Consider the following 22,725-nt stretch of genomic DNA (forward strand, 5'->3'; position numbering starts at 1 on the left):
AACGGGCACGCCGTGGCGTGCCCGTTTCTTTGCCTCCACGCCGCCATGCTGGCCGGCGCACCGCTCAATCGCGACCGTACACCTTGTTGCCGGCCACGTAGGTGGCGGCGATCGCGCGGTCGTCGCCCATGGTCATCTGGATGAACAGCGCCTCCTCGAGGTCTTTGCAGTACTTCATCCGGTAGTCGATGATCGGCGTGCTGTGCAGGTCGATCACCGCCAGGTCGGCCTCGAAGCCCGGGGCGATTGTGCCGATCTTGTCCTCGAGGCCGAGCGCCTCGGCGGTGCCGCGGCTGGCCAGGTAGAAGGCGTGGCCGGCCGACAGCGGGTTGCCGTTCAGCTGCGCCGCCTTGTACGCCTCGTTCAGCGTCTGCAGCATCGAGAAGCTGGTGCCGGCGCCGAGGTCGGTGGCCAGACCGACGCGGATCGGGCGGCTCGGGTCCTTGGCCTTCTTGACGTTGAACGCGCCGGAGCCGAGGAAGAAGTTGGACGTCGGGCAGTGCGCGACGGCCGACTTGGTGTCGGCGAAGATTTCCAGCTCTTCGTCGGTCAGGTGGATGCCGTGGCCGTAGATGGCGCGTTCGCGCATCAGGCCATACTTGTGGTAGACGCCGGTGTAGCTGCCGCATTCCGGGTACAGCGACTTGACCCATTCGACTTCGCTGACGTTCTCGGACACGTGCGACTGGATCAGCGCGGTCGGGAAGTCGCGGGCCAGCTGGCCGACCATCTCGAGCTGCTCCGGCGTCGAGGTCGGCGCGAAGCGCGGGGTGATCACGTATTCGTTACGGCCGTTGCCGTGCCATTTCTTGGCGAGCGCCGCCGATTCGTCGTAGGCGCGCTGCGGGGTGTCGAGCAGCGCGTCCGGCGCGAAGCGGTCCATGCAGATCTTGCCGGCCTGCACGCGCATATTGTAGCGGCTGGCCACCTCGAAGAACGCGTCGACCGACTGCGGGTAGACGGTACAGTAGACGGTGGCGCTGGTGACGCCGTTCTTCAGCTGCTCGCGCAGGAACACCTCGGCCACCTCGGTGGCGTGCTCCTTCTGGGCGAACTGCTGTTCGGCGATGAAGGTGTAGTTGTTGAGCCAGTCGAGCAGCTGCTCGCCGTAGGCGCCGATGATCTGGGTTTGCGGGTAGTGCACGTGGCTGTCGATGAAGCCCGGCACGATGATGCTGTTCTTGTACTCGGTGACGTTCACCCCGGCCGGCAGGGTGCCGATCAGGTCGCTCGCCTTGCCCACTGCGGTGATCTTGCCGTCCTCCATCACGATCAGCGCGTCGGACTCGTAGACCATGCAGTCTTTCAGGTCGCGCTGGAACGGATCGTCCTTGAAGGTCAGCATCGCGCCGCGAATCGCAGTTTGCATTTTTTGCTCCTTGTTGCGTCTTGTCATAGTTGGCGGGGTCGCCCCGCCTCCACCGCTGGATCGACGTAGCGTTCGAGTCCGGCTCGGCTGCTCGCTACCGCCTTGGTAACACAGCGAATTTCTCGACGAGGAGTGTGCGCCGTCGGTGGAAGCAGTCTCCACCCGAAGCATGCCACGAGTTATTACTTCACATCAAAATTCTTTAGATTTAATTGTGCGTTATGAAGATGCTTTAGGCTAAATAATTTATCTATTGCTAAAGCGTTCCGATGTGCTTTAAATAGCGCTTTCCCACCCAAGAACCCCAAGCAGTCAGAGAGCCATGCCGAACAGAACAGATGGCGTCGACCACATCGTCACCCGCTGGCGTGAGGTCCGCCCGGACCTGGACCCTTCCAGTACCGAAGTCATCGGACGCATTGTCCGCCTCGAATATTTCATCACCCGTCGTGTGCTCACCGATCTGGCCCGCCACCAGCTGAACGTCGGCGAATTTGACGTGATCGCCGCTCTGCGTCGCGCCGGCGAGCCGTACGAGCTGTCGCCGAACCAACTGCAGGGCATGGTGCTGATCTCGTCCGGCGGCCTGACCAACCGGATCAACCGCCTCGAAGCGGCCGGCCTGGTCACCCGCCACCCGGACCCGAACGACCGTCGCGGCGTGATCGTGCGGCTGACCGAGCGCGGCCTGTCGGTCGCCGACGACGCGTCCGAGCATCACTTGGCCGCCGAGGCCGAGCTGCTGACTCCGCTGAACGCGGAAGAACGCGTGCAGCTGGCCGCGCTGCTGCGCAAGCTGCTGATCAGCCACGAGGGCTGAGTCACGACCCGATAGCCGGGTCGACCCAGCCGGGTGACCCGGCTTTGTCGCGCCTGGACGATAGTGCTCGGGCCGCCGCGGGAACGGCCCCAGTCAGGCGACCGCAGCAGAGAACTCCACGATGAACGAGGCATTCCCCTTCCACTCGGTGCCGGCCGACAGCGACATGGTCGACACGCTGATCGCCCACTGGCGACGCGAGCTGCCCGGCCTCGACTGCTCGAGCACCGAAGTGGTCGGCCGACTGGTCAGGCTCGAGTACTTCATGAGCCGGCGGCTGCTCGAACGGCTGAGCGAGTTCGGCCTGTCGGTCGGCGAATTCGGCGTGATCGCCGCGCTGCGCCGCAGCGGCGCACCGTACCGGCAGACCCCGCAGCAACTGCGTACCCAGGTACTGATCACCGCCGGCGGCCTGTCCAACCGAATCGCCCGACTCGAGGCGGCCGCCCTGGTGGCACGCCGACCCGACCCGGACGATAGGCGCGGCGTGTTGATCGAGCTGACCGAGAAAGGCCTGGCGGTGGTCGACGCCGCCGCCGAGCGCCACCTCGCCACCGAACACGCGCTGCTGGCGCCGCTGTCCGCCGCCGAGCGGGCACGACTCGCCGAGCTGCTCAGACGGCTGTTGCTGATCCACGAGCCGGCGGTGGCCGGGCGCTGAGCGCCGCCGAGCCGGGCCCCGCCCGCTTTGCCATCACAACGGTTCTGGATTACAACAAATTATTAGTAATTTCTGACGCGACCTTAATAATGACGAATAAATACTCGCGCCGTCACTCCCCGACCACGCTATTGCCGGCGGCACTGCTGATCCTCGCCACCGCTGTCCACGCCGACGACTTCACCGTGTCGGCCGGTGCGATGTACAGCCCGCATCCGCAGGGTCATTCCTACGCCTGGATGCTGTCCTACCAGACGCCGTTGGCCGAGCACCTCGACGCCAGTTTCACCTGGAGCAACGAGGGCCACGTGCCCAACCACCACCGCGACGGCTACAGCGCACAGTTATGGCTGCGTTCCTCGCCGCTGTGGGACCGGCTGGTGCTGTCGGCCGGCGTTGGTCCCTACCAGTACTTCGACACCACCAAGGCCGCCAATGGCTCCGTCTACAGCGACGACCACGGCTGGGCGGTGCTGTACAGCGCTGCCGCCACCTACTACACCGACAGCAACTGGCTGTACCAGCTGCGGCTGAACCGGGTGCAGGGCGGCGGCGGCATCACCACCAACTCGGTGCAGCTCGGCCTCGGCTATACGCTGACGCCGGACGGCCGCGGCAGCGCATCATGGCAGGGTGGCAAGAGCGACAACGAAGTGACGCTGCTGGCCGGCCAGACCATCGTCAACAGCTTCCACTCGGAAACCGGCGTCGCCAAGAGCGTCGAGTACCGCTACTCGCTGAACCCGCTGGTGAAGCTGTCCGGCGCCTGGATCAGCGAGGGCGATACCCGCCTGACCCGGCGCGACGGCGCGGCGCTGGAGGCGTGGCTGGAGCCGGAGTTCTACGACAAGAAGCTCACCATCGGCGTCGGCGGCGGCGTCTACGGCGCGATCGACCGCTACCAGGCCAATCAAGCCAGCGGCAGCACCGGCCGAGAAGTCTCGGGCATCGTCACGCTGACCGCCAGCTATCAGCTGGCCGACCACCTGCGCGCCCGGGTCCACTGGCACCGCATCGTCACCGAGTACAGCCGCGACAGCGACATCATCCTGCTCGGCCTCGGCTACCAGTTCTGAGCGCGTCATCGTCAGATATGACACACCCCGCCGTGGCAGGGTGTGTTTGTGGAACAGCCCGCAAGGTTGGCCGAAGCGCCCTCTCCCACCCAAAGCAAAACACCCCGTCGCGACGGGGTGTTTTGCTTTGGGTTCGGCCGACGTCCTAATCCATCGCCAGCGTCGTCGCCGGCGCCCACTGCCAACCGGCACGCAGCACGCCGAGCACCGCATCCGGGTACTGCGGCTGACCGAGGCTGCCGTTGTAGCGGCCGAGCGCGCGGCTGAGGTTGCCGCGTTCGATATCCAGATAGTGGCGCAGGATCGCGCAGCCGTAGCGCAGATTGGTCGACAGGTCGAACAGGTCGTGCTGCGGTGAGCCGATGCTGCGCTGCCAGAACGGCATCACCTGCATCAGCCCGCGCGCGCCGACCGACGAGATCGCGTACTTGCGAAAACCGCTCTCCACCTGGATCAGCGCTAGCACTAGCTGCGGGTCGAGGCCGGCGCGGCTCGCCTCGTACTGCACCGCGGTCAGCACCCGCTCGCGCACCCAGGCGTCCGGCACGCGCTTCTCGAGCCGCCGCGACATCTCGGCCAGCCAGGCCTGCCCGTCCTGCGGCCGGGCGAACACCAGCCGCGGCGCGTTGACGTCGCTGACCGAGCGGTGCATCGCCGACGCCACCGTCGCCGACAGCGCCTCCTCGCGCTGCGCGCCGGCCCATGCGGATAGGGACACCGGCAGGCTCAGCACGACGAGCACGCCAGCCAGCCACGCCGGCGCCCACCGCATCAGTTCGCCAGGCGCTTGAGCAGCTCGGCGACGATCGCGTCGACCGCCACCGGGGTGGCGGCGCTGTCGCGGCGGTGCTGGTACTCGACCTTGCCGTCCTTCAGGCCGCGGTCGCCGATGGTGACGCGGTGCGGCACGCCGATCAGCTCCCAGTCGGCGAACATCGCGCCCGGGCGCTCGCCGCGGTCGTCAAGGATCACGTCGATGCCGGCGGCGACGAGCTCGCCGTACAGCTGGTCGGCGGCGGCCTTCACCCCCTCGTTGCGGTCGTAGCCGACCGGGCACAGCACCACCGAGTACGGCGCGATGCTGTCCGGCCAGATGATGCCGCGCTCGTCGTTGTTCTGCTCGATCGCCGCGCCGAGGATGCGGGTCACGCCGATGCCGTAGCAGCCCATCTCGAAGAAGCGCGGCTTGCCGTCTTCGTCCAGGAAGGTCGCGTCCATCGCCTCGGAATACTTGGTGCCGAGATAGAACACGTGGCCGACCTCGATGCCGCGCTGGATCGCCAGCACGCCCTTGCCGTCCGGCGACGCGTCGCCGACCAGCACGTTGCGGATGTCGGCGACTTCCGGCTCGGCACAGTCACGGCCGAAGTTGGCGCCGGTGTAGTGCTGGTCGTCCTCGTTGGCGCCGATCACGAAGTCGGCCATCTTGGCGACGGTGCGATCCGCGATGATCCGGCCCTTGAAGCCGACCGGGCCGAGCGAACCCGGCTGTGCGCCGAACGCGGAGCGGATCAGGGTCGGGCTGGCGAAGGTCAGCGGCTTCTTGATGCCGGCGACCTTCTCGGCCTTCACCTCGTTGAGCTCGTGGTCGCCGCGCACCAGCATCAACACCGCCTCGCCCTGCTCGCCGTCGACCACGATCGCCTTGACGGTGGCGGTGATGTCGACCTTGAGGAAGTCGACCAGCTCGGCGATGGTCTTGACGTTCGGGGTGTGCACCTTGGTCAGCGCCGCGCTCGCGGCCGGGCGCTCGCCCTGCGGCGCCAGCGCTTCGGCCAACTCGATGTTGGCGGCGTAGTCGGAATCCGGACAGTAGACGATCGCGTCTTCGCCGGTGTCGGCGATCACCTGGAATTCATGCGAACGGTCGCCACCGATCGCGCCGGTGTCGGCGGCGACGGCGCGGTAGGTCAGGCCCAGGCGGTCGAAGATCTGGCAGTAGGCCGCGTACATGGTGTCGTAGCTCTTGCCGGCCGCCTCGGCGTCACGATCGAACGAGTAGGCGTCCTTCATGGTGAACTCGCGGCCGCGCATCACGCCGAAGCGCGGGCGGCGCTCGTCGCGGAACTTGGTCTGGATCTGGTAGAAGTTCTTCGGCAGCGCGCGGTAGCTCTTCAACTCGGTACGGACGATGTCGGTGACCACTTCTTCCGAGGTCGGCTGGATCACGAAGTCGCGCTCGTGGCGGTCCTTGAAGCGCAATAGCTCTTCGCCCATCTTGTCCCAGCGGCCGGTTTCTTGCCACAGCCCGGCCGGCTGCACCACCGGCATCGACAGCTCGATCGCGCCGGCGCGGTTCATTTCTTCGCGGACGATGTTCTCCACCTTGCGCAGCGACTTCAGGCCCATCGGCATCCAGGTATAGACGCCGGCGGCCACTTTGCGGATGAAGCCGGCGCGCAGCATCAGTTTCTGGCTGATGATGTCGGCGTCGGCGGGGGCTTCTTTCAGGGTGGAGATGAAAAACTGCGAGGCGCGCATGTTCGGACGGCTTTCTCTGGATTAATAGCGGTAAATGCGTCGATTGTAGCGTCAAGCCGCGCCGAACGAAAACGCCGCGACTCCGCCGCCTGGCGCGGCAAGTGGCCATTAAACTAAACGGCATGGCCGCCTGCCCAGGCTGTCAAGCCGCGGCGCCGTTCTGTCGTATTCCACCGACACCCGGCGCGGCGCGAAACCCAGACAGAGGTTGGCCTCGATGTCCAAGCGCGTTAAGCTTCGCGCTCCAAGGCTCTTGCGCGCCGCAGCAATCCGCTGCCCCAGAGCCGTCAGAAACCAACCAAGAAACCGAATCGATTTTCATGAGCCATCCTTCATCCGGCAAGCCTGCGCTGGCGGGCATCACGCTGGCCGCCCTCGGCGTGGTGTACGGCGATATCGGCACCAGCCCGCTCTACACGCTGAAGGAATGCTTCGCCGCCGAGCACCTGACGCTCTCCGAAGGCAATATTCTCGGCATCCTGTCGCTGATCTTCTGGTCCATCATGCTGGTGGTCACGCTGAAATATGTCACCTTCATCCTGAAGGCCGACAACAAGGGCGAAGGCGGCATCATGGTGCTGATGGCGCTGGCGCGCCGCCTGCTGGAGGGGCCGGCGAGCTGGCGCATCGTCCTGCTCGGCCTGTTCGGCGCCGCGCTGTTCTATGGCGACGCGATCATCACCCCGGCGATGTCGGTCTTGTCCGCCGCCGAGGGCCTGGAGGTGATCAACCCCAATCTGCAACCGTACGTGCTGCCGATGTCGGTGGCGGTGCTGGCCGGACTGTTCCTGATCCAGCGCCACGGCACCGACCTGGTCGGCAAGCTGTTCGGCCCGGTGATGTTGATCTGGTTCTTCACGCTCGGCGTGCTCGGCGCGATCAGCATCGCCAAGGCGCCGCTGGTGCTCGCCGCGGTCAACCCGTGGCACGCGCTGTCGTTCCTGCTCCATCACGGCTGGGGCTCGTTCCTGGTGCTCGGCGCGGTGGTGCTGGCGCTGACCGGCGCCGAGGCGCTGTACGCCGACATGGGCCACTTCGGACGCCGGCCTATCCATATCGCCTGGTTCAGCGTGGTGCTGCCGGGGCTGGTGCTCAACTACTTCGGCCAAGGTGCGCTGCTGCTGCACGATCCGAAGACCATCGTGAACCCGTTCTTCCACATGGCGCCGGACTGGGCGGTATTGCCGCTGATCATCCTTGCGACGCTCGCCACCGTGATCGCCTCGCAGGCGGTGATCTCGGGCGCCTACTCGCTGACCCGCCAGGCGATCCAGCTCGGCTACTGCCCGCGGATGAAGATCATCCACACCTCGGCGCGCGAAATCGGACAGATCTACCTGCCGTTCGTCAACTGGGCGCTGTTGGTGGCGGTGATGGTGGTGGTGCTGACCTTCCGCTCGTCGGACAACCTGGCGGCGGCGTACGGCATCGCGGTGACCGGCACGATGGCGATCACCTCGGTGCTGTTCTATATCGTGGCGCGCCATCACTGGAAGTGGTCGCTGCCGGCGGCGGCGGGCCTGACCGGCCTGTTCCTCGCCTTCGACCTGACGTTCTTTTCGGCCAACCTGCTCAAGGTCGCGCACGGCGGCTGGATGCCACTGGTGATCGGCGTGGTGATCTTTACCCTGCTGACCACCTGGAAACGCGGTCGCGAGCTGTTGTTCGAGCGCCTCCAGGAACACGCGCTACCGATCGACAGCTTCGTCGAGAACATCGAGGCGTACCCGCCGACCCGGGTCGAGGGCACCGCGGTGTTCCTGACCGGCACCACCCACGGCGTGCCGCACGCGCTATTGCACAACCTCAAGCACAATAAGGTGCTGCACGAGCGGGTGGTGTTCCTGACGGTACGCACCGAGGACCTGTCCTACGTCGATGCCGCCGAGCGGGTGCAGGTCGAACAGATGTCGCCGAGCTTCTGGCGGGTGATCGCCCGCTACGGCTTCATGGAGACGCCGGACCAGCAGGACATCCTCCAGCACTGCGAAGAGGCCGGGCTCAGCCTCGAGCTGATGGAGACCTCGTTCTTCCTGTCGCGCGAGACGCTGATCTCGACCGAGCGGCCGGGCATGGCGCGCTGGCGCGAGAAGCTGTTCATGTGGATGAGCAAGAACGCCTTGCGCACGACCGACTTCTTCCAGATCCCGACCAACCGCGCGGTGGAGCTGGGCACGCAGGTCGAACTGTAAACGCGTTCGCCTTACGACAAGGGCCGCCCGAAGGGGCGGCCCTTTTGCATGCACCAGGCAGTCTACGTTGGCCGAACGCTCAGCCCGGCAGGCCGGTCGCGGCGCGCACCAGCGTCCAGTCGAAGAACGCGCCCGGGTCGGTCTTGCGCCCCGGCGCGATGTCCTGATGACCGACCAGCGCGGTCAACGGCAAGGCGTCGCAGAGCGCCGCGGTCAGCCCGATCAGGCTGCGGTACTGTGCCGGCGTGAACGGCTCGAAGTCGCAGCCCTCCAGCTCGACGCCGACCGAGAAGTCGTTGCAGCGCTCGCGCCCGGCGTAGTGCGACACGCCGGCGTGCCAGGCACGCTCGAACACCGAGACGAACTGCAGAAGCTCGCCGTCGCGGCGGATCAGGAAGTGCGACGACACCCGAAGCGGCGCGATCGTCGCGAAGAACGGGCTGGCGGTCGGGTCGATCCGGTTGGTGAACAGCCGCTCGATCGCGTCGCCGCCGTACTCGAACGGCGGCAGGCTGATGTTGTGCACCACGAGGAGTGTGGGCAGCTCGCCGCCGGGGCGGGCGTCGCAGTTGGGCGAGACCCGCTGGGTCGCGCCGACTAGCCGGCCGTCGCCGCCGAGCGCCAGCCTGTGTCCGAAGCTCACCAGCTCCAGCCCGTCCGGGGTGTGCCCGCGGCGCTGTTCGACCAGGCCCATCCGACGGTACAGCGCGCAGGCGGCGCGGTTCGCCAGCGCGGTATCGACGCTGAGTCGCGGCTCGCGCGCCAAGAGATGCGCGAGCAGCCGGCGTCCCCAGCCGCGTTGCTGCGCCGCCGGGTCGACCGCCACCCGGTCGACGTGCACGCTGCCGTCGGCGCGCCGGCTATACACCACGAGGCCGGTCAGCGTCGCGCCATCGAAGGCACCGAGCAGTTGCTGCTCGGCGTCCCCGCCGATATCGTCGACCGCCTGCCACAGCCGCGGCAGATTCGGGTAGTTCAGCCAGCCGATTTCCTGGGCGGTGGCAGCCTCCTCCAGCGCGAACGCGGCCAGCAGCTCGGCGGGAGCGGTCAGCGGCCGGATGGATTCAGTCATCGGCCTGCTCCGTCGCGTGCGCGGCGCGCGCCTCGGCCTGGCGCGCCGTGCGCTGTTCGGCGGAGAACTGTGACAGGTACAGCAGCGACTGGCCGATCCGTTCTGCGCGCGCAAGCCACCCCAGCAGCAGCTCGTCGGCCAGCGGCTCTTCGGCCAACGTGGCCCGGAACAGGCTCAGCCAGTCGGACAGCAAGGCCGAGGTGACGCCGACCTCCATATGGGTGCGGCCGACCGCCAGCTCCTCGTCGCGGTAGCGCGCGCCGCCGAGCGTGGTCCACCAGAAGTGCGTAAGCTTGGCCTCGTGCTCCGGCCAGTCGGTGACGCGGGCGAACGGTGCAGCCAGGGTCGGATGCTTGCGCACCCGTCGGTAAAAGCGCGCCACCACCGCGGTGACCCGTTCGCGGCCGATCTCGTCGGCGATCGGTGTCATCGTTTCTCCACAAGAGCTATCACATAATATAGGGGATTGTAACGCGGCCCGATCGGCCTAGCGCACGATCGGGTCCCCTGCCTCAAAACCGGCAGACTCGCGCCGTGGTTTCATTGTTTCAGGAGTTCATCATGATCAACCTAGACTCACTGGGCAGCGCACCGGGGCCGTCGTTCGACGCGCCGCTGGAAATGCTGCTGGCCTGCCACGACAAGATCCGCCGTTTCTGCGACCAGCTCGAGGCGCTGCCCGGCCACGTCGAGCAACACGGCGTCGACAGCGCGGCCGGCAACGCGATCGACGGGGTAATCCGCTACTTCGACCAGGCCGGACCGCAGCACCACAGCGACGAGGAGGACGAACTGTTCCCGATCCTGCTCGAACGGGTGCCGGAGGCGGCGCCCCGGCTCGAGCAGCTGGCCGGCGAACACGGCTACCTGCACTCGTGCTGGAACGCGATCCGCGACGACCTGATCGCGCTGAAGAGCGGCGACCTCGAGGCGGTCAACCCGACCGAGATCGGCGAGTTCGTGCGGCTGTACCGCGAGCACGCCGAGATCGAGGAAGCCTGGTTGCTGCCGACCGCGGAACGCACGCTCAGCGCCGACGAGCAGCGCGCCGCCGGGGCACGGATGGCGGCGCGGCGGCAGGGCTAGGCGCGGTTTCCCGCCATGACGAATAGGGCGGCCGATCCGGCCGCCCTATTCGTTTGGCCGCCACTCGGGAGTACACTGCGGCTTTTCCGTTTCCCGGTTCGGCCACTATGCTCGTCACCCTGGGTGGGCTCCTCTTGATGCTGGTGGTGATCCTGATCGCCGCCGAAGTCTTCACCAACGCGCTCGAGCACCTCGGGCAGAAACTCAGCATCTCCGAAGGCGTCACCGGCTCGCTGTTCGCCGCGGTCGGCACCGCGATGCCGGAGACGCTGGTGCCGGTGCTGGCGATCATGGGTGGCACCGGCAACAACGCGGTCAACCAGGAGATCGGCGTCGGCGCCATCCTCGGCGCGCCGCTGATGCTGTCGACGCTGTCGATCTGCCTGATGGGGCTGTCGGTCTGGCGGGGGCGCGGTCCGCGCGGCCTGATCCGCCCGGAATCGGGCGGCCTGAAGCGCGATCTGCACTACTTCCTCGGCGGCTACACGCTGGCGGCGCTGGCGATGTTCTTCCCGCAGAGCGGGCCGTTCGAATTCCTGCGCGGCATCGCCAGCGTGGCGCTGGTGATGCTGTATTTCGTCTACGTGATGGTGACGCTGCGCGCGTCGAGCGGCCTGGTCGAGCTAGGCCACGGCACCGAGGCGGGCATGCCGATGCTGCTCGAGAAGGCCGGCCTGCCGGTCAACTGGACGAGCATCCTCGCCCAGCTCACGCTCGGCGTGGCACTCTTGGTCGGCGGCGCCAAGGGCTTCATCGCCGGGGTCCAGGACGCGTCGGCGATCCTGCACGTCTCGCCGCTGCTCTTGTCGCTGATGATCATCCCGATCGCCACCGAGCTGCCGGAAAAGGTCAATTCGATCCTGTGGGTGCGCAAGGGCAAGGATACGCTGGCGTTCGGCAACATCACCGGCGCGATGGTGTTCCAGGGCACACTGCTGCCGGCGATCGGCATCGCGCTGACGCCGTGGATGCCGCGCACCGAGGTGCTGGCCGGCCTGGCGATCACCCTCGCCGCCGCGATCTGGCTGCGCGTGGCGGCCAAGCACCACGGCGGCATCCGGGTCTGGCAACTGCTGGTCAACGGCGCGCTGTACGCGCTCTATCTGTACATCGGCCTGGCGGCGCACTGAGCTTAGAATCCGTCCTCAAAGTGTAGCGAGCGGGCGTCAGCGAGGGGCGGACGGAGCACAGGAACCGGAATGTACTGGAGTACATGAGGATTCCGAGCACCGCCCAACCCGAGATCACGCCCGCGCAGTAGCTTTGAGGACGGGTTCTTACGGAGCGCCGCTCACCCCCGCCTCGACCGCGAAGCGCACGTAGAACAGCGCCAGCTGCGCTTCGGCCAGGCAGGCGAGCAGCGCGTCGGCCTGCGCCTCGCTGACCACGAACTCGAGCTTCACCGGCAGATCGCCCTGCAGTTCGATGAAGCGCGCCTCGTGCAGCACGCCGTGCCGGCCGTAACCGGCGATCGCCCTGAACGCCGAGCCGCCCGGGATGCCGAGGCGGCGCGCCTCGTCGAGCAGCCACTCGTAGGCAAGCCTGCCGTGGTGGCGACGGTTTTCTTGCACGAAGAAGCGCAGATAGGTCGCCTTGCTCATCGCCCCTCCTCAATACGACTGCCGGGTGGGGATCACCCCGCGCACCCCGCCGCGCGGCGCGGCGACGTCGCCGGCGTAACGCGGGATCAGGTGCAGGTGGAGGTGCGGGATCGTCTGCCCGGCCGCCGCGCCGATATTGATCCCGACGTTGTAGCCGTCCGGCCGGTACTCGCGCTCGAGCAGCGCGTACGCCTCGTCGAGCAGGCTCAACAGCGCCAGCTTCTCGGCGTCGCTGGTCTCGAAGTAGCTGGCCACGTGACGGTTCAAGATGATCAAGAGGTGGCCCGGCGTCACCGGGCGGCGGTCGTAGCGCGCGTGCGCGAGGTCGTTGTGCAGCAGCGCACCGTCCGGGTGACAGAACGGGCAGTGCGCGACGGGGTCGCTCATCTCAAAACCCTTCCTCAAAGTGTCGCGGGCGGGCGTCAGCGAGGGGCGGGAACCGGAATGTACATCGCGTACATGAGGACTCCCGCTCGCTGAGCGTGTCCGACGACACGCACGCCGCCCGTCCAGGCCGAGATCACGTCCGCACAGTAACGTCGAGGACGGGTTCTCAGCTGCCGATCAGCTTGCGCACGGTAATCATGCCGAGCGCGGTCATGCTCAGCGAGCCGCCCAGGTGCAGCGCGGCGGCGCCGAGCGCCCACAGGTACTGCTGGCGGCCCAGCAGGCCGACCACCTCGGCCGAAAAGGTCGAGAAGGTGGTCAGCCCCCCCAGGAAACCGGTGATCAAAAGCAGCCGCAGCTCCGGCGGCAGCGCGCTATTGTGCTCGAAGAACGCCACCGCGACGCCGACCAGGTAGCCGCCCAGCAGGTTGGCGGCCAGGGTGCCCAGCGGCACGGTCGGGAACGCCGGGTTGAACAACAGGCTCAGGCCCCAGCGCAGCCAGGCGCCGAGCGTGGCGCCGACCGCGATGGCGGCGAGGGAAAGGGTGGGCCCCATGGCAGGTCCTTTATTATTGTCGAGGTGATCCTTCCCGCTGCGACTATAGGCAGCGCGGCAGCGCGCGACAAGACAGCGCAAGGCCAGCCGCCAGATAGACGCGAAACGGGACGGCCGTGGCCGTCCCGTTGCCGTGTGCGGCGCGTCGCTCAGGCGGTCAGCTTCAACAGCTCGGTGAACGCGTCGTCGAACAGCTTCAGGCCGTCGCGCTGCAGCTGCTCGCCGACCGCGACCAGGTCGACGCCGGCGTCGGCCACCTCGAGCAGCCGCTCCTGTGCGGCCAGCGGATTCTGGGCGAGCGTGTCGGCGGCGACGCCGTGGTCGAGGAACGCGGCGAGCGTCGCGTCCGGCACGGTGTTGACCGTCTCGTCGCCGATCAGGCTCTCGACGTAGAGCACGTCCGAGTAGGCCTTGTTCTTGGTGCCGGTCGACGCCCACAAGAGGTACTGCGGCCGCGCGCCGACCGCGTTCAGCGCGGCGAACTCGGCGCCGTGGAAGCGCTGCTGGTAACGCGCGTACGCGGTCTTCGCTAGCGCGATCGCCGCCTTGCCCTGCAGGCCGTCCGGCAGCTGCGGATCGAGCAGGCTGTCGACGCGCGACAGGAAGAAGCTCGCCACCGCCTTGATGCCGGCGACGTTGTGGCCTGCAGCCTGGCGGGCGGCGAGGCCGGCGATGTAGGCGTCCCACACCGCGTCGACCTGTTTGAGCGAGAACAGCAGCGTGATGTTGACGTTGACGCCCTCGCTGGTCAGCTGCCGGAACGCCTCGATGCCGGCGGCGGTCGCCGGGATCTTCACCATCAGGTTGGGGCGGGCCACCGCCTTCCACAGCCGGCGCGCCGCCGCCAAGGTGCCTGCGGTGTCGTTGGCGAGCTGCGGCGACACTTCCAGGCTGACATAGCCGTCGTTCAGGTCGCTGGCCTGGTAGGCCGGGGCCAGCAGGTCGCAGGCGGCCTGCACGTCGGGGATCACCAGCGCCTCGTAGCGCGCTTCGGCCGACAGCGGCTGCTGCTTCAGGCGCGCCAGGTCGCCCTGGTAGCGCATGTCGCCACTGATCGCCTTGTAGAAGATCGCCGGGTTGGAGGTGACGCCGGCGATGCCGTCCTCGGCGACCAGGCGGGCGAGCTCGCCGCTTTCGATCAGCTCGCGCGACAGGTTGTCGAGCCAGACACGTTGGCCGAACGGCCGGATGGCTTGCAGACGGTTCATGGCGGGACTCCAGATTCGGTTGGATGACTTGTTGGAACACTATCCTAGCGCCGGCGCCGCGCCGCGCCAAGGCTGGCGGCGGCACGGACGGCAAAGACCCGGCGGCGGCCGGGTCGGAGGGGCGGCTCAGCGCTCGGAGAGCTGCTCGCCGGCGAAGCTGACGCTGAAGCAGCTGCCCTTGTCCGGCTCGCTGCTGATCTCGAGCCGCGCGTGATGCCGCGCGATCACGTGCTTGACGATCGCGAGGCCCAGGCCGGTGCCGCCGCTATTGCGCGAGCGGCCGCGGTCGACCCGGTAGAAGCGTTCGGTCAGCCGCGGGATGTGCTCGCGCGGGATGCCGATGCCGGTGTCGCAAACCGAAAACACCGCGCGCTCGCCGTCGTCGCGCCACTGCAGCGTGACGGTGCCGCCCTCCGGCGTGTAGCGCACCGCGTTCGACACCAGGTTGCCGAACGCCGAGTGCAGCTCCTTCTCGCTGCCCCACAGGCCGTGCCGGCTGGTCTTCTCGAGCACGACGGTATGGCGCCCCTGCGACAGCCCCTCGGCCTCGACCACCAGCGTGTCGAGCAGCGCGTCCATGTCGACCGGGTCCATCGGCACGTGCTTCGGGCTGTTCTCCAGCCGCGACAGCGCCAACAGGTCCTCGACCAGGCTCTGCATCCGCCGGGTCTGCTCGAGCATCATCGGCATGAACTGCTTGAGCATCGCCGGGTCCGGCTCGGGCATGTCGGCGAAGGTCTCCAAGAAGCCGCCGACCACGGTCAGCGGGGTGCGCAGCTCGTGCGAGACGTTGGCGACGAAGTCGCGGTGCACCGTCTGCACCCGCTCGAGCTGGGTGATGTCGCGTGACAACAGGAGCTTGCGGGTCGAGTCGAACGGCACCAGCTGGATCGACAGCACCTTCTCGTTCGGCGCGCCGGTGCGCAGGATCAGCGGCTGGCTATGGCTGTCCTCGGCCATATAGGCGTGGAAGCTCGGCTGGCGCACAAGGTTGAGCAGCTGGTTGCCGACGTCGGTCTTGCGGTCGAGGCCGAGATGCTCCTCGGCGCTCGGGTTGATCCACTCGATCCGCTCGCCCTCGTCGAGCACCACCACGCCGTCCGGCATCGCCTCGCCGGCGTTGATGAAGCGCTCGAGCACATTGGTGAGCTTCTGCTTGCTCTGGCGCTGGGTACGCGCCTGGCGGTACAAGGCGGTGAACACCACCCGCCACGCGCCGAAGCCGTCCGGCACCCGTTCGGGCGACGGATAGCGCAGCCAGCGCAGCAGCAGTGCGACGTGAAACAGGTGAAAGCTCAGCCAGGCGCCGAGCAGCACTACCACCACGATCAGCGCATCCTGCGGGCTGCTCAGCCGCCAGAGAACCAGGCCCAACAGGGCGATGACGGCGAGCCAGATCAGGGTACGTTGCAGGAAATCGCGCAAAATGAATCAGCCCTGGGTAGAGAAACGGTAACCGGTGCCGCGTACCGTCTGGATCAGCGCGTCGTGGCCGGACGGCTCGAGCGCGCTGCGCAGCCGGCGGATGTGCACGTCGACGGTGCGCTCCTCGACGAACACATGGTCGCCCCACACCTGGTCGAGCAGCTGCGAGCGCGAGTGCACCCGTTCCGGGTGGGTCATGAAGAAGTGCAGCAAGCGGAACTCGGTCGGCCCCAGGTCGATCGGCGCCTCGGCGCCGCTGACGCGGTGGGTGACCGGGTCGAGCTTGAGGCCGCGGATCTCGACGGTGTCGTCGGTCATCTGCGGCGCGCGGCGGCGCAGCACCGCCTTGATGCGGGCGAGCAGCTCGCGCGGTGAGAACGGCTTGGTGATGTAGTCGTCGGCGCCGGTTTCCAAGCCGACGATCTTGTCCTGCTCGTCGGAACGGGCGGTGAGCATGATGATCGGCACGTGACGGGTGCGCTCGTCGGCGCGCAGCCGCTTGGCGACCTCGACGCCGGAAATGCCCGGCAGCATCCAGTCGAGCAGCACCAGGTCGGGCAGCGCGTTCTTGACCAGCGTCAGCGCCGCCTCGGCGGTGCTGGCGCGCAGCACGTGATGGCCGGCCTGGGTCAGGTTGAACGCGATCAGCTCCTGGATCGCCGGCTCGTCTTCCACCAGCAGGATATTGGCAGGCATGGTCTTTCCCCGTTTAGAAACTGACGCAAGGATAAGAACGGGCGATTACAGAAATATGACATGTCTTGATCGGATACGCACTGATGTGTAACAAACGGTAGCGTCTCGAGCGCAAGACAAAAAAAGAGGCCTGCACACTGGGCAGGCCTGCAAGGGTCGTTGTCTAAATTCGGACTGTCGACCAGGGACAAAGAGATCACCAGAACCATGAGCCGCCCCGAGGGGCACCCGTTGATCCTGCCGGCGCCGGTGGAGACAAGAGGCATCAAGCACCACCGATGACCGGAACGGGGCGAATTGTACGGGTGTCTCCGGCCGACAGGCCCGCCAAAACCGGGGATTTTTGCGTCGCCGAGCTTCGATTCACAGTTTGTATACAATATTTACTTTAGAATAAAAGCCATGGACAAATACGATCGCAAGATCCTCGCCTGCCTCGGAGAAAACGCCCGGATCAGCTATGCGGAGCTGGCGCGGCGGGTGAACCTGTCGGCGCCGGCGGTGGCCGAACGGGTCGATAAGCTCGAGCGCGCCGGGGTGATCACCGGCTACCGGATCGGCATCGATCCGGCCAAGATCGGCCGGCCCATCGTCTGCCTGATCGAGCTGACGGTGAAACACCTCGAGTACTACGCGACGGTCACACAGCTGCGCGCCATGCCCGAGGTGGTCGAGTGCTACGCGATCACCGGCACCGGCGGGCTGCTGATCAAGGTAGCGATGGAGTCGATGGCCGAACTGCAGGCGCTGATTGCGCGGCTGATGGAATACGGCGACACCCGCACCTCGATCGTGATCGACACGCCGGTGCCGCCCAGGTTGCCACCGCTGCCGAGCGGGGAGCCGGGCGAGGACTGAGCCTTTCCCCAGGCGATCCCCTGCCCGCCCACCGGCTATCCACAGCCTTATCCACAGAATCCACAGACGCGGAGAGCTTCATGCCATTAGGAGACGCCTGTTTTAGCTGTGGTCTTGTCGGTCTCGCCCGACTGGCGACCTCCTTTCTTTGCTTCGCCAAAGAAAGGAGGCAAAGAAAGGCGACCCCGACGACGCCGGCCCGCTACGCGGGCTGCCCTGCGGGCGCCACGGCCAACGGGCGGCTGCGCAACTCGCGCCGACTGCGTCGGCACTCGGACAGTGCTCGCCGACTTCCCCCGTTGCCCGCGCCGTCCTCGGCGGCGTCGATGGGGGATGGGTGGCCGTAGGTGACAGTTGTGAATTGGTTTGGGAAATCAGCGTGTTGTTTGAAGCAGGAGGTGGTTGTGGATAAAACCACTGAATAGATGGCTGCTGTGGATAAGCCGCAAGGTTGGCCGAAAGCACCTGATGCCTGATCAACCGGATGAGGTAGCTTCGGCCAACGTTGCCGAATTAGCCGGCAAGACGGCCTTTTTCTAATCTTCCGCATCCAACCCCGCCGCAATTATCCTGCCCGTCCCCTTTGCGCTGCCGAGCGATCGTCAAGCGGCCAGGTTTTAAGCCGCCGCTTGTTCGAGTGGGCGGACGTTAGCCGCCCGCGAGTTTGGCGGCGCCTGGCCGCTTGGCAGGCGCGAGGGAAGCCGAAGGCCAGCGCATCGGGGTCGTCTTTCTTTGGGTCCTTTCTTTTGGCGAGACAAAAGAAAGGACCTCGCCGGTCGGGCGAGACCGACAAAGCCACAACCCAAACGAACGCCTCCTAAATAGCTTCCACCTTGACTCGGTAAAGAACCTAAAAAAAAACGGCACCGCCTGCGGTGCCGCTCTTGCTACTGCAATCGCCTCGATCAGCGCGAACCCAGTGCCCCGGCCAGCGGCTCAGCCGAGCCACTCAGCACCACGTGCGCCACCCCCTCCGAGAAACGCTGCACGCCGCGCGCGCCGAGCGACATCAGCGCCGCCTCGTCGAGCCGCGCCGCGTCGACCAGGAGCAGGCGCAGCCGGTTGCCGGCCACCGCACTGACCTCGCGCAGGTTGGCCGAACCGCCGAGCGCCGCGAGCCAGCGTTCGCGCTCGACGACCGGAGTCGTTGCCGCCGCTGCGGCGTTCGACGCCGCTTCAGCAACTGGCATGGCCACAACATCCTGCGGCCCGGCCGCGATCGCCGCCCGCACCTCGTCGGCGATCAGGTCCGCCTCCGGGCCGATCACCACCTGCACGCTGCCGGCGGACGGCTTGATCAGGCCGCGCGCGCCGAGCGCCTTCAGCGCCGGCTCGTCGACCGCGTCGTTGCTGACCACCTGCAGGCGCAGCCGGGTGGTGCAGGCGTCGACCAGCTTCAGGTTGGCCGAACCGCCGAGCGCCGTAAGATAAGCCAGGCCGCGCACGCTGCCGCAGCCGCTCGCCACGGCGGCCAGCGGGGTCGCTTCACGACCGAGCGTCGGCAGATTGAAGCGACGGATGCAGACGCTGAACAGGCCGTAGTAGACGAAGAAGTACACCACGCCGACCGCCAGCATCAGCCAGCCGTTCTGGCCCTTACCTACCGAACCCAGGAAGTCGAACAGGCCGGCCGAGAAGGTGAAGCCGAGCCGCACATGCAACAGGTGCATCAGCGCCATCGAGACGCCGGTCAGCACCGCGTGCACCGCGTACAGCGCCGGCGCCAGGAACATGAACGCGAACTCGATCGGTTCGGTGACGCCGGTGAGCATCGCGGTCAGCGCCATCGACAGCAGCACGCCGCCGACCGCCTTCTTGTTCTCCGGGCGGGCGTTGCGGTACATCGCCAGGCACGCCGCCGGCAGCCCGAACATCATCACCGGGAAGAAGCCGGCCATGAACGAACCGGCGCTCGGGTCGCCGGCGAAGAAGCGGCTCAGATCGCCGGTGACCAGCTTGCCTGCCGCGTCGGTGAAGCCGCCGAACACGAACCAGGCGAAGGAGTTGAGGATGTGGTGCAGGCCGGTGACGATCAGCACGCGGTTGAGCACGCCGTAGACGAACAGGCCGAACTCGCCGGCGTTGATCAGCCAGTGACCGATCGCGTCGATCGCTGTCTGGATCGGCGGCCAGATCAGGCCGAACAGCAGCGCCAGCAGCAGGCAGGCGAAGCCGGTGACGATGGGCACGAAGCGCTTGCCGCCGAAGAACGCCAGGTACGACGGCAGCTGGATGTCCTTGTAGCGGTTGTACAGATTGCCCGCGACGATGCCACTGATGATGCCGGCGAGCACGCCCATATTGATCGCCACCGGCTTGCCGGCGGCGTCCAGGTGCACGAACAGCGACCAGAACGAGCCGTTACCGGCATGTGCCTGCAAGGTGTCCGGCATCACCTTCAGTACCTCGGTCAGCACCAGATAGCCGACCACGCCGGCGAGGCCGGCCGTGCCGTTGTTGTCGCGGGCGAAGCCGACCGCCACGCCGATCGCGAAGATCAGCGCCAGATTGCCGAAGATCGCGTCACCGGCCTGCGCCAGCAGCTTGATGTCCAAGAGATCCGGCTGGCCGAGCCGCAGCATCAGGCCGGCCACCGGCAGCACCGCGATCGGCAGCATCAGCGCGCGGCCGAGCTGTTGGATCTTGGCGAACTTATCATTGTTGCTCATGGATTCCCTCTCCTGTGTAGATGGGTGCGGTTACGCCTGCGGCCAGACGGCCGCGACGCGTTCCCGCACCGCCTGCGCCGACGGCAGCCCGAGCAGCGCCAGTGCTTCTTGCCGGCACCGGTCGAAGTCGAGCTCGCGCACCTGCGCCTTGATCTGCGGCACCAGCGCCGCACCGACCGATAATTCCGCGACGCCGAGGCCGACCAGCACCGGTACCGCCGCCGGTTCGGACGCGAGCGCCCCGCACACGCCGACCCAGCGGCCGTGCTTGGCCGCGCCTTCCACCGTCAGCCGCACCAGGCGCAGCAGCGCCGGGTGGAGGCCGTCGAGTTGCGCAGCCAGGCCCGGATGGCAGCGGTCCATCGCCAGCACGTACTGGGTCAGGTCGTTGGTGCCGATCGACAGGAAGTCGGCGTGTTCGGCCAACTGGTCGGCCAGCACCGCGGCCGACGGCACCTCGATCATCACGCCGACCTCAGGCCGTTCGGTCAGCCCCAACCGCGCGGCGAGCTTGTCGATCAGCGCACGCACCGCCACGAGCTCCGCCACGTCGGTGATCATCGGCAGCAGGATGCGGCAGCGCGCCAGCGGCTTGACCGCCAACAGGCCTTCGAGCTGCGCCTCGAGCACCTCGGGGCGGGCGAAGCCGCTACGGATGCCGCGCAAGCCCAGCGCCGGGTTCGGCTCCGGCGGCAGCGGCAGGTAGGACAGCGACTTGTCGCCGCCGACGTCGAGCGTACGGATGATCGCGGTCTTGCCGGCCAGCGCGTCGACGATCGCCTGGTAGCTGTCGCGCTGTTCGGCGGCGCTCGGCAGCGAGTCGCGCTCGAGGAACAGGAATTCGGTGCGCAACAGGCCGACGCCGTCGGCGCCACGCGCCAGCGCTTCCTGCGCGTCGGCGAGGTTGCCGATATTGGCCGCCACCTCGATGCAGACGCCGTCGCGGGTCAAGGCCGGGCCGTGCGCCTCGGCCTGGCGTTGCGCTCGCTCGGCCTCCAACAACACCAGACGTTGGCGCGCTTCGGCCAACGTTGTGTCGTCTGGAGCGCTATCGAGCAGGCCGGCGCCGGCGTCGAGCACCACCTCGCGGCCTGCCGGCAGCGCGAGAACGCTGCTGCCTGCGGCGACCAGCGCCGGGATGCCCATCGCGCGGGCGATGATCGCCACGTGGCTGGTCGCGCCGCCCTGCGCGGTGACGAAACCGGCCACCCGCTCGCGCGGCAGCCGGGTCAGCTCGGACGGCGCAAGATCGTCGGCGAGCAGGATGCTCTGTTCGGCCAGCCCAGGCTCCGGCAGCTTGCCGCCGGCGAGCTGGGTCAGCACCTGGCGGGCGATGTCGTTCAGGTCGCTGACCCGCTCGCGCAGCAAGGGGTTGTCGAGCGCGCGCAATTCATCGGCCTGCACCTGCACCGCTTGGCGGAACGCCGCACCGGCGGCCATGCCGTTGGCGACGCTGCCCTCGGCGGTCAGCGCCAGCTCCGGGTCGTCCAAGAGCGCCAGGTGCGCGCTGTAGATGTCCGCTTCCTGGGTGAGACCCTTGGCGCGCGCGCCGTGCACCATCGCGTCGATCTGTTCGCGCACGCTGGCGAGCGCGGCGGTCAGACGGGTGAGTTCGCTGTCCGGGCCGGCCGGGGTTTCGGCCAACTCGGGCAGGCCGTGGTCGAGCCGCACCAGGGTGCCGACCGCCAGCCCCGGCGCGGCGCAGACGCCGGCGTAGCGCGGGCCGCTCTGGCCGAGCGCGACCGGGGCCGGCGCTGCCGGCGCGTGCGCCGCCACGCTCTCGGTCTCGATCGCCGCGACCACCGCCGCCAGCGCCGCCGCCGCGTCGGCACCGCGGGCGCTGACTTCGACCGTGTCGCCCAGATCGGTGCCGAGCCGCATCAGCCCGACCACGCTCGCCGCCTTGGCCGAACGCTCGCCGAAGCGCACCTCGACCCGCGCGGCATGGCGTTTGGCCGCCGCCTGCACCAGCGCCGACGGGCGGGCGTGCAGGCCGCCGCCGTGGCGCACGGTGGCTTGGGCCTGCAGCGTCTCGCTGTTGTCAGACGTCGTATTGACGACAGCATCAGCGCCGCGCGCGGTCACGGCAAACAGCGCCGACACGCCGGCCTCGACCCGACCGCTGGCGAAGCCGCTCGGCGCGAACGCATCGCCGTTCACCACCAGCACCACGGTCTGCAGGCTCTTGGCTCCCTGCGCGACGCGGTCGGCGTCGAACTCGATCAGCAAGTCGCCGGCCGCGACCCGCCGGCCTTCGGCGACGTGCGCGGTGAAGCCGGTGCCGCCCAGCAGCACCGTGTCGATGCCGACATGGATCAGAATGTCGGCGCCGGCGTCGCTGGTCAGCGTCAGCGCGTGGCCGGTCTTGGCCAGCTGGCTGACCGTGCCGGCACAGGGCGCGATCACCCGGCCGTCGGCCGGCTCGATCGCGACGCCCTCGCCCATCATGCCGCCGGCGAACACCGGATCGGGCACCTCGGACAACGGAACCACCCAGCCGGTCAGCGGGGCAACGAGTGTGCGTGCATCAGTGGACATCGACATCCTCTCTCTCCATGTTCTTGGCCG

The 22,725-nt window shown here is 67.6% G+C and carries 20 protein-coding genes, 1 other RNA gene and 1 pseudogene; 7 read left to right on the forward strand and 15 right to left on the reverse strand.

The window, feature by feature from the left end; translation table 11 throughout:
• Positions 1-64: 64 nt before the first annotated feature.
• Complete coding sequence (gene guaD / locus ACZ2IA_RS11480) at positions 65-1,369, reverse strand: guanine deaminase (protein WP_470292717.1); 1,305 nt, start codon at positions 1,367-1,369, stop codon at positions 65-67.
• 322 nt (positions 1,370-1,691) lie between these two features.
• Between guaD and ACZ2IA_RS11485 the strand changes: the two genes are divergently transcribed.
• The 3 genes from ACZ2IA_RS11485 (at position 1,692) to ACZ2IA_RS11495 (ending at position 3,926) form a co-directional block, all read left to right on the forward strand.
• Complete coding sequence (locus tag ACZ2IA_RS11485; RefSeq protein WP_470292718.1) at positions 1,692-2,189, forward strand: MarR family winged helix-turn-helix transcriptional regulator; 498 nt, start codon at positions 1,692-1,694, stop codon at positions 2,187-2,189.
• A gap of 121 nt (positions 2,190-2,310) precedes the next feature.
• Positions 2,311-2,850: a MarR family winged helix-turn-helix transcriptional regulator gene (locus ACZ2IA_RS11490; RefSeq protein WP_470292719.1), complete on the forward strand. Its 540-nt coding sequence runs from the start codon at positions 2,311-2,313 to the stop codon at positions 2,848-2,850.
• Positions 2,851-2,939: 89 nt separating this feature from the next.
• Positions 2,940-3,926 carry a hypothetical protein gene (locus ACZ2IA_RS11495; protein WP_470292720.1) on the forward strand — a complete coding sequence of 329 codons (987 nt, stop codon included), beginning with the start codon at positions 2,940-2,942 and terminating at the stop codon, positions 3,924-3,926.
• A 145-nt stretch (positions 3,927-4,071) separates the two neighbouring features.
• Here ACZ2IA_RS11495 and ACZ2IA_RS11500 read toward each other — a convergent pair whose 3' ends face one another.
• Positions 4,072-4,698 carry a lytic transglycosylase domain-containing protein gene (locus ACZ2IA_RS11500; RefSeq protein ID WP_470292721.1) on the reverse strand — a complete coding sequence of 209 codons (627 nt, stop codon included), beginning with the start codon at positions 4,696-4,698 and terminating at the stop codon, positions 4,072-4,074.
• Positions 4,698-6,407, reverse strand: coding sequence for a proline--tRNA ligase (locus ACZ2IA_RS11505; RefSeq protein ID WP_470292722.1), 1,710 nt, complete (start codon positions 6,405-6,407; stop codon positions 4,698-4,700). Before ACZ2IA_RS11505 ends, ACZ2IA_RS11500 begins: the two co-directional genes overlap by 1 nt.
• Positions 6,408-6,727: 320 nt before the next feature.
• Between ACZ2IA_RS11505 and kup the strand changes: the two genes are divergently transcribed.
• Positions 6,728-8,599: a low affinity potassium transporter Kup gene (kup, locus tag ACZ2IA_RS11510; protein ID WP_470292723.1), complete on the forward strand. Its 1,872-nt coding sequence runs from the start codon at positions 6,728-6,730 to the stop codon at positions 8,597-8,599.
• A 79-nt stretch (positions 8,600-8,678) separates the two neighbouring features.
• Here the strand turns inward: kup and ampD are convergent, their stop codons facing one another.
• From ampD to ACZ2IA_RS11525, 3 genes and pseudogenes are all read right to left on the reverse strand, one after another.
• Positions 8,679-9,224 carry a 1,6-anhydro-N-acetylmuramyl-L-alanine amidase AmpD gene (gene ampD / locus ACZ2IA_RS11515; RefSeq protein ID WP_470292802.1) on the reverse strand — a complete coding sequence of 182 codons (546 nt, stop codon included), beginning with the start codon at positions 9,222-9,224 and terminating at the stop codon, positions 8,679-8,681.
• Positions 9,225-9,251: 27 nt separating this feature from the next.
• Positions 9,252-9,671, reverse strand: a pseudogene (locus ACZ2IA_RS11520) (GNAT family N-acetyltransferase); the annotation flags it as partial.
• The gene (locus ACZ2IA_RS11525) at positions 9,664-10,101 is read right to left on the reverse strand and encodes a group III truncated hemoglobin (protein WP_470292724.1); all 438 of its coding nucleotides are present in this window, start codon (positions 10,099-10,101) and stop codon (positions 9,664-9,666) included. The gene ACZ2IA_RS11525 and the pseudogene ACZ2IA_RS11520, both read right to left, overlap by 8 nt.
• 131 nt (positions 10,102-10,232) lie before the next feature.
• Between ACZ2IA_RS11525 and ACZ2IA_RS11530 the strand changes: the two genes are divergently transcribed.
• A complete protein-coding gene (locus ACZ2IA_RS11530; RefSeq protein ID WP_470292725.1) occupies positions 10,233-10,757 on the forward strand; it encodes a hemerythrin domain-containing protein in 525 nt (174 codons plus the stop codon).
• A 107-nt stretch (positions 10,758-10,864) separates the two neighbouring features.
• Entirely contained in the window at positions 10,865-11,887 is a 1,023-nt protein-coding gene (locus tag ACZ2IA_RS11535) for a sodium:calcium antiporter (protein ID WP_470292726.1), read from the forward strand.
• A 10-nt stretch (positions 11,888-11,897) separates the two neighbouring features.
• Here ACZ2IA_RS11535 and ACZ2IA_RS11540 read toward each other — a convergent pair.
• From ACZ2IA_RS11540 to phoB, 7 genes are all read right to left on the reverse strand, one after another.
• Positions 11,898-11,972: non-coding RNA, sX9 sRNA (locus ACZ2IA_RS11540), on the reverse strand.
• A 62-nt stretch (positions 11,973-12,034) separates the two neighbouring features.
• Positions 12,035-12,358: a DUF190 domain-containing protein gene (locus tag ACZ2IA_RS11545; protein ID WP_470292727.1), complete on the reverse strand. Its 324-nt coding sequence runs from the start codon at positions 12,356-12,358 to the stop codon at positions 12,035-12,037.
• A gap of 9 nt (positions 12,359-12,367) precedes the next feature.
• Entirely contained in the window at positions 12,368-12,745 is a 378-nt protein-coding gene (locus ACZ2IA_RS11550) for an HIT family protein (protein WP_470292728.1), read from the reverse strand.
• A 166-nt stretch (positions 12,746-12,911) separates the two neighbouring features.
• Positions 12,912-13,301 (reverse strand): fluoride efflux transporter CrcB, encoded by a 390-nt coding sequence (crcB, locus tag ACZ2IA_RS11555; protein WP_470292729.1) that lies wholly within the window; start codon positions 13,299-13,301, stop codon positions 12,912-12,914.
• 149 nt (positions 13,302-13,450) lie between these two features.
• On the reverse strand, positions 13,451-14,509 hold the full coding sequence (tal, locus tag ACZ2IA_RS11560; RefSeq protein WP_470292730.1) for a transaldolase: 1,059 nt from the start codon (positions 14,507-14,509) through the stop codon (positions 13,451-13,453).
• A gap of 126 nt (positions 14,510-14,635) precedes the next feature.
• Positions 14,636-15,934 (reverse strand): phosphate regulon sensor histidine kinase PhoR, encoded by a 1,299-nt coding sequence (gene phoR / locus ACZ2IA_RS11565; RefSeq protein WP_470292731.1) that lies wholly within the window; start codon positions 15,932-15,934, stop codon positions 14,636-14,638.
• Between the two features lie 6 nt (positions 15,935-15,940).
• A complete protein-coding gene (gene phoB, locus ACZ2IA_RS11570; RefSeq protein ID WP_470292732.1) occupies positions 15,941-16,630 on the reverse strand; it encodes a phosphate regulon transcriptional regulator PhoB in 690 nt (229 codons plus the stop codon).
• Between the two features lie 402 nt (positions 16,631-17,032).
• Between phoB and ACZ2IA_RS11575 the strand changes: the two genes are divergently transcribed.
• Complete coding sequence (locus ACZ2IA_RS11575) at positions 17,033-17,488, forward strand: Lrp/AsnC family transcriptional regulator (RefSeq protein WP_470292733.1); 456 nt, start codon at positions 17,033-17,035, stop codon at positions 17,486-17,488.
• Between the two features lie 905 nt (positions 17,489-18,393).
• Here the strand turns inward: ACZ2IA_RS11575 and nagE are convergent.
• A complete protein-coding gene (nagE, locus tag ACZ2IA_RS11580; RefSeq protein ID WP_470292734.1) occupies positions 18,394-20,157 on the reverse strand; it encodes an N-acetylglucosamine-specific PTS transporter subunit IIBC in 1,764 nt (587 codons plus the stop codon).
• 30 nt (positions 20,158-20,187) lie between these two features.
• Positions 20,188-22,701: a phosphoenolpyruvate--protein phosphotransferase gene (gene ptsP / locus ACZ2IA_RS11585; protein ID WP_470292735.1), complete on the reverse strand. Its 2,514-nt coding sequence runs from the start codon at positions 22,699-22,701 to the stop codon at positions 20,188-20,190.
• Between the last annotated feature and the right edge of the window lie 24 nt (positions 22,702-22,725).

It is taken from the genome of Crenobacter sp. CS_VA4, from assembly GCF_055597485.1.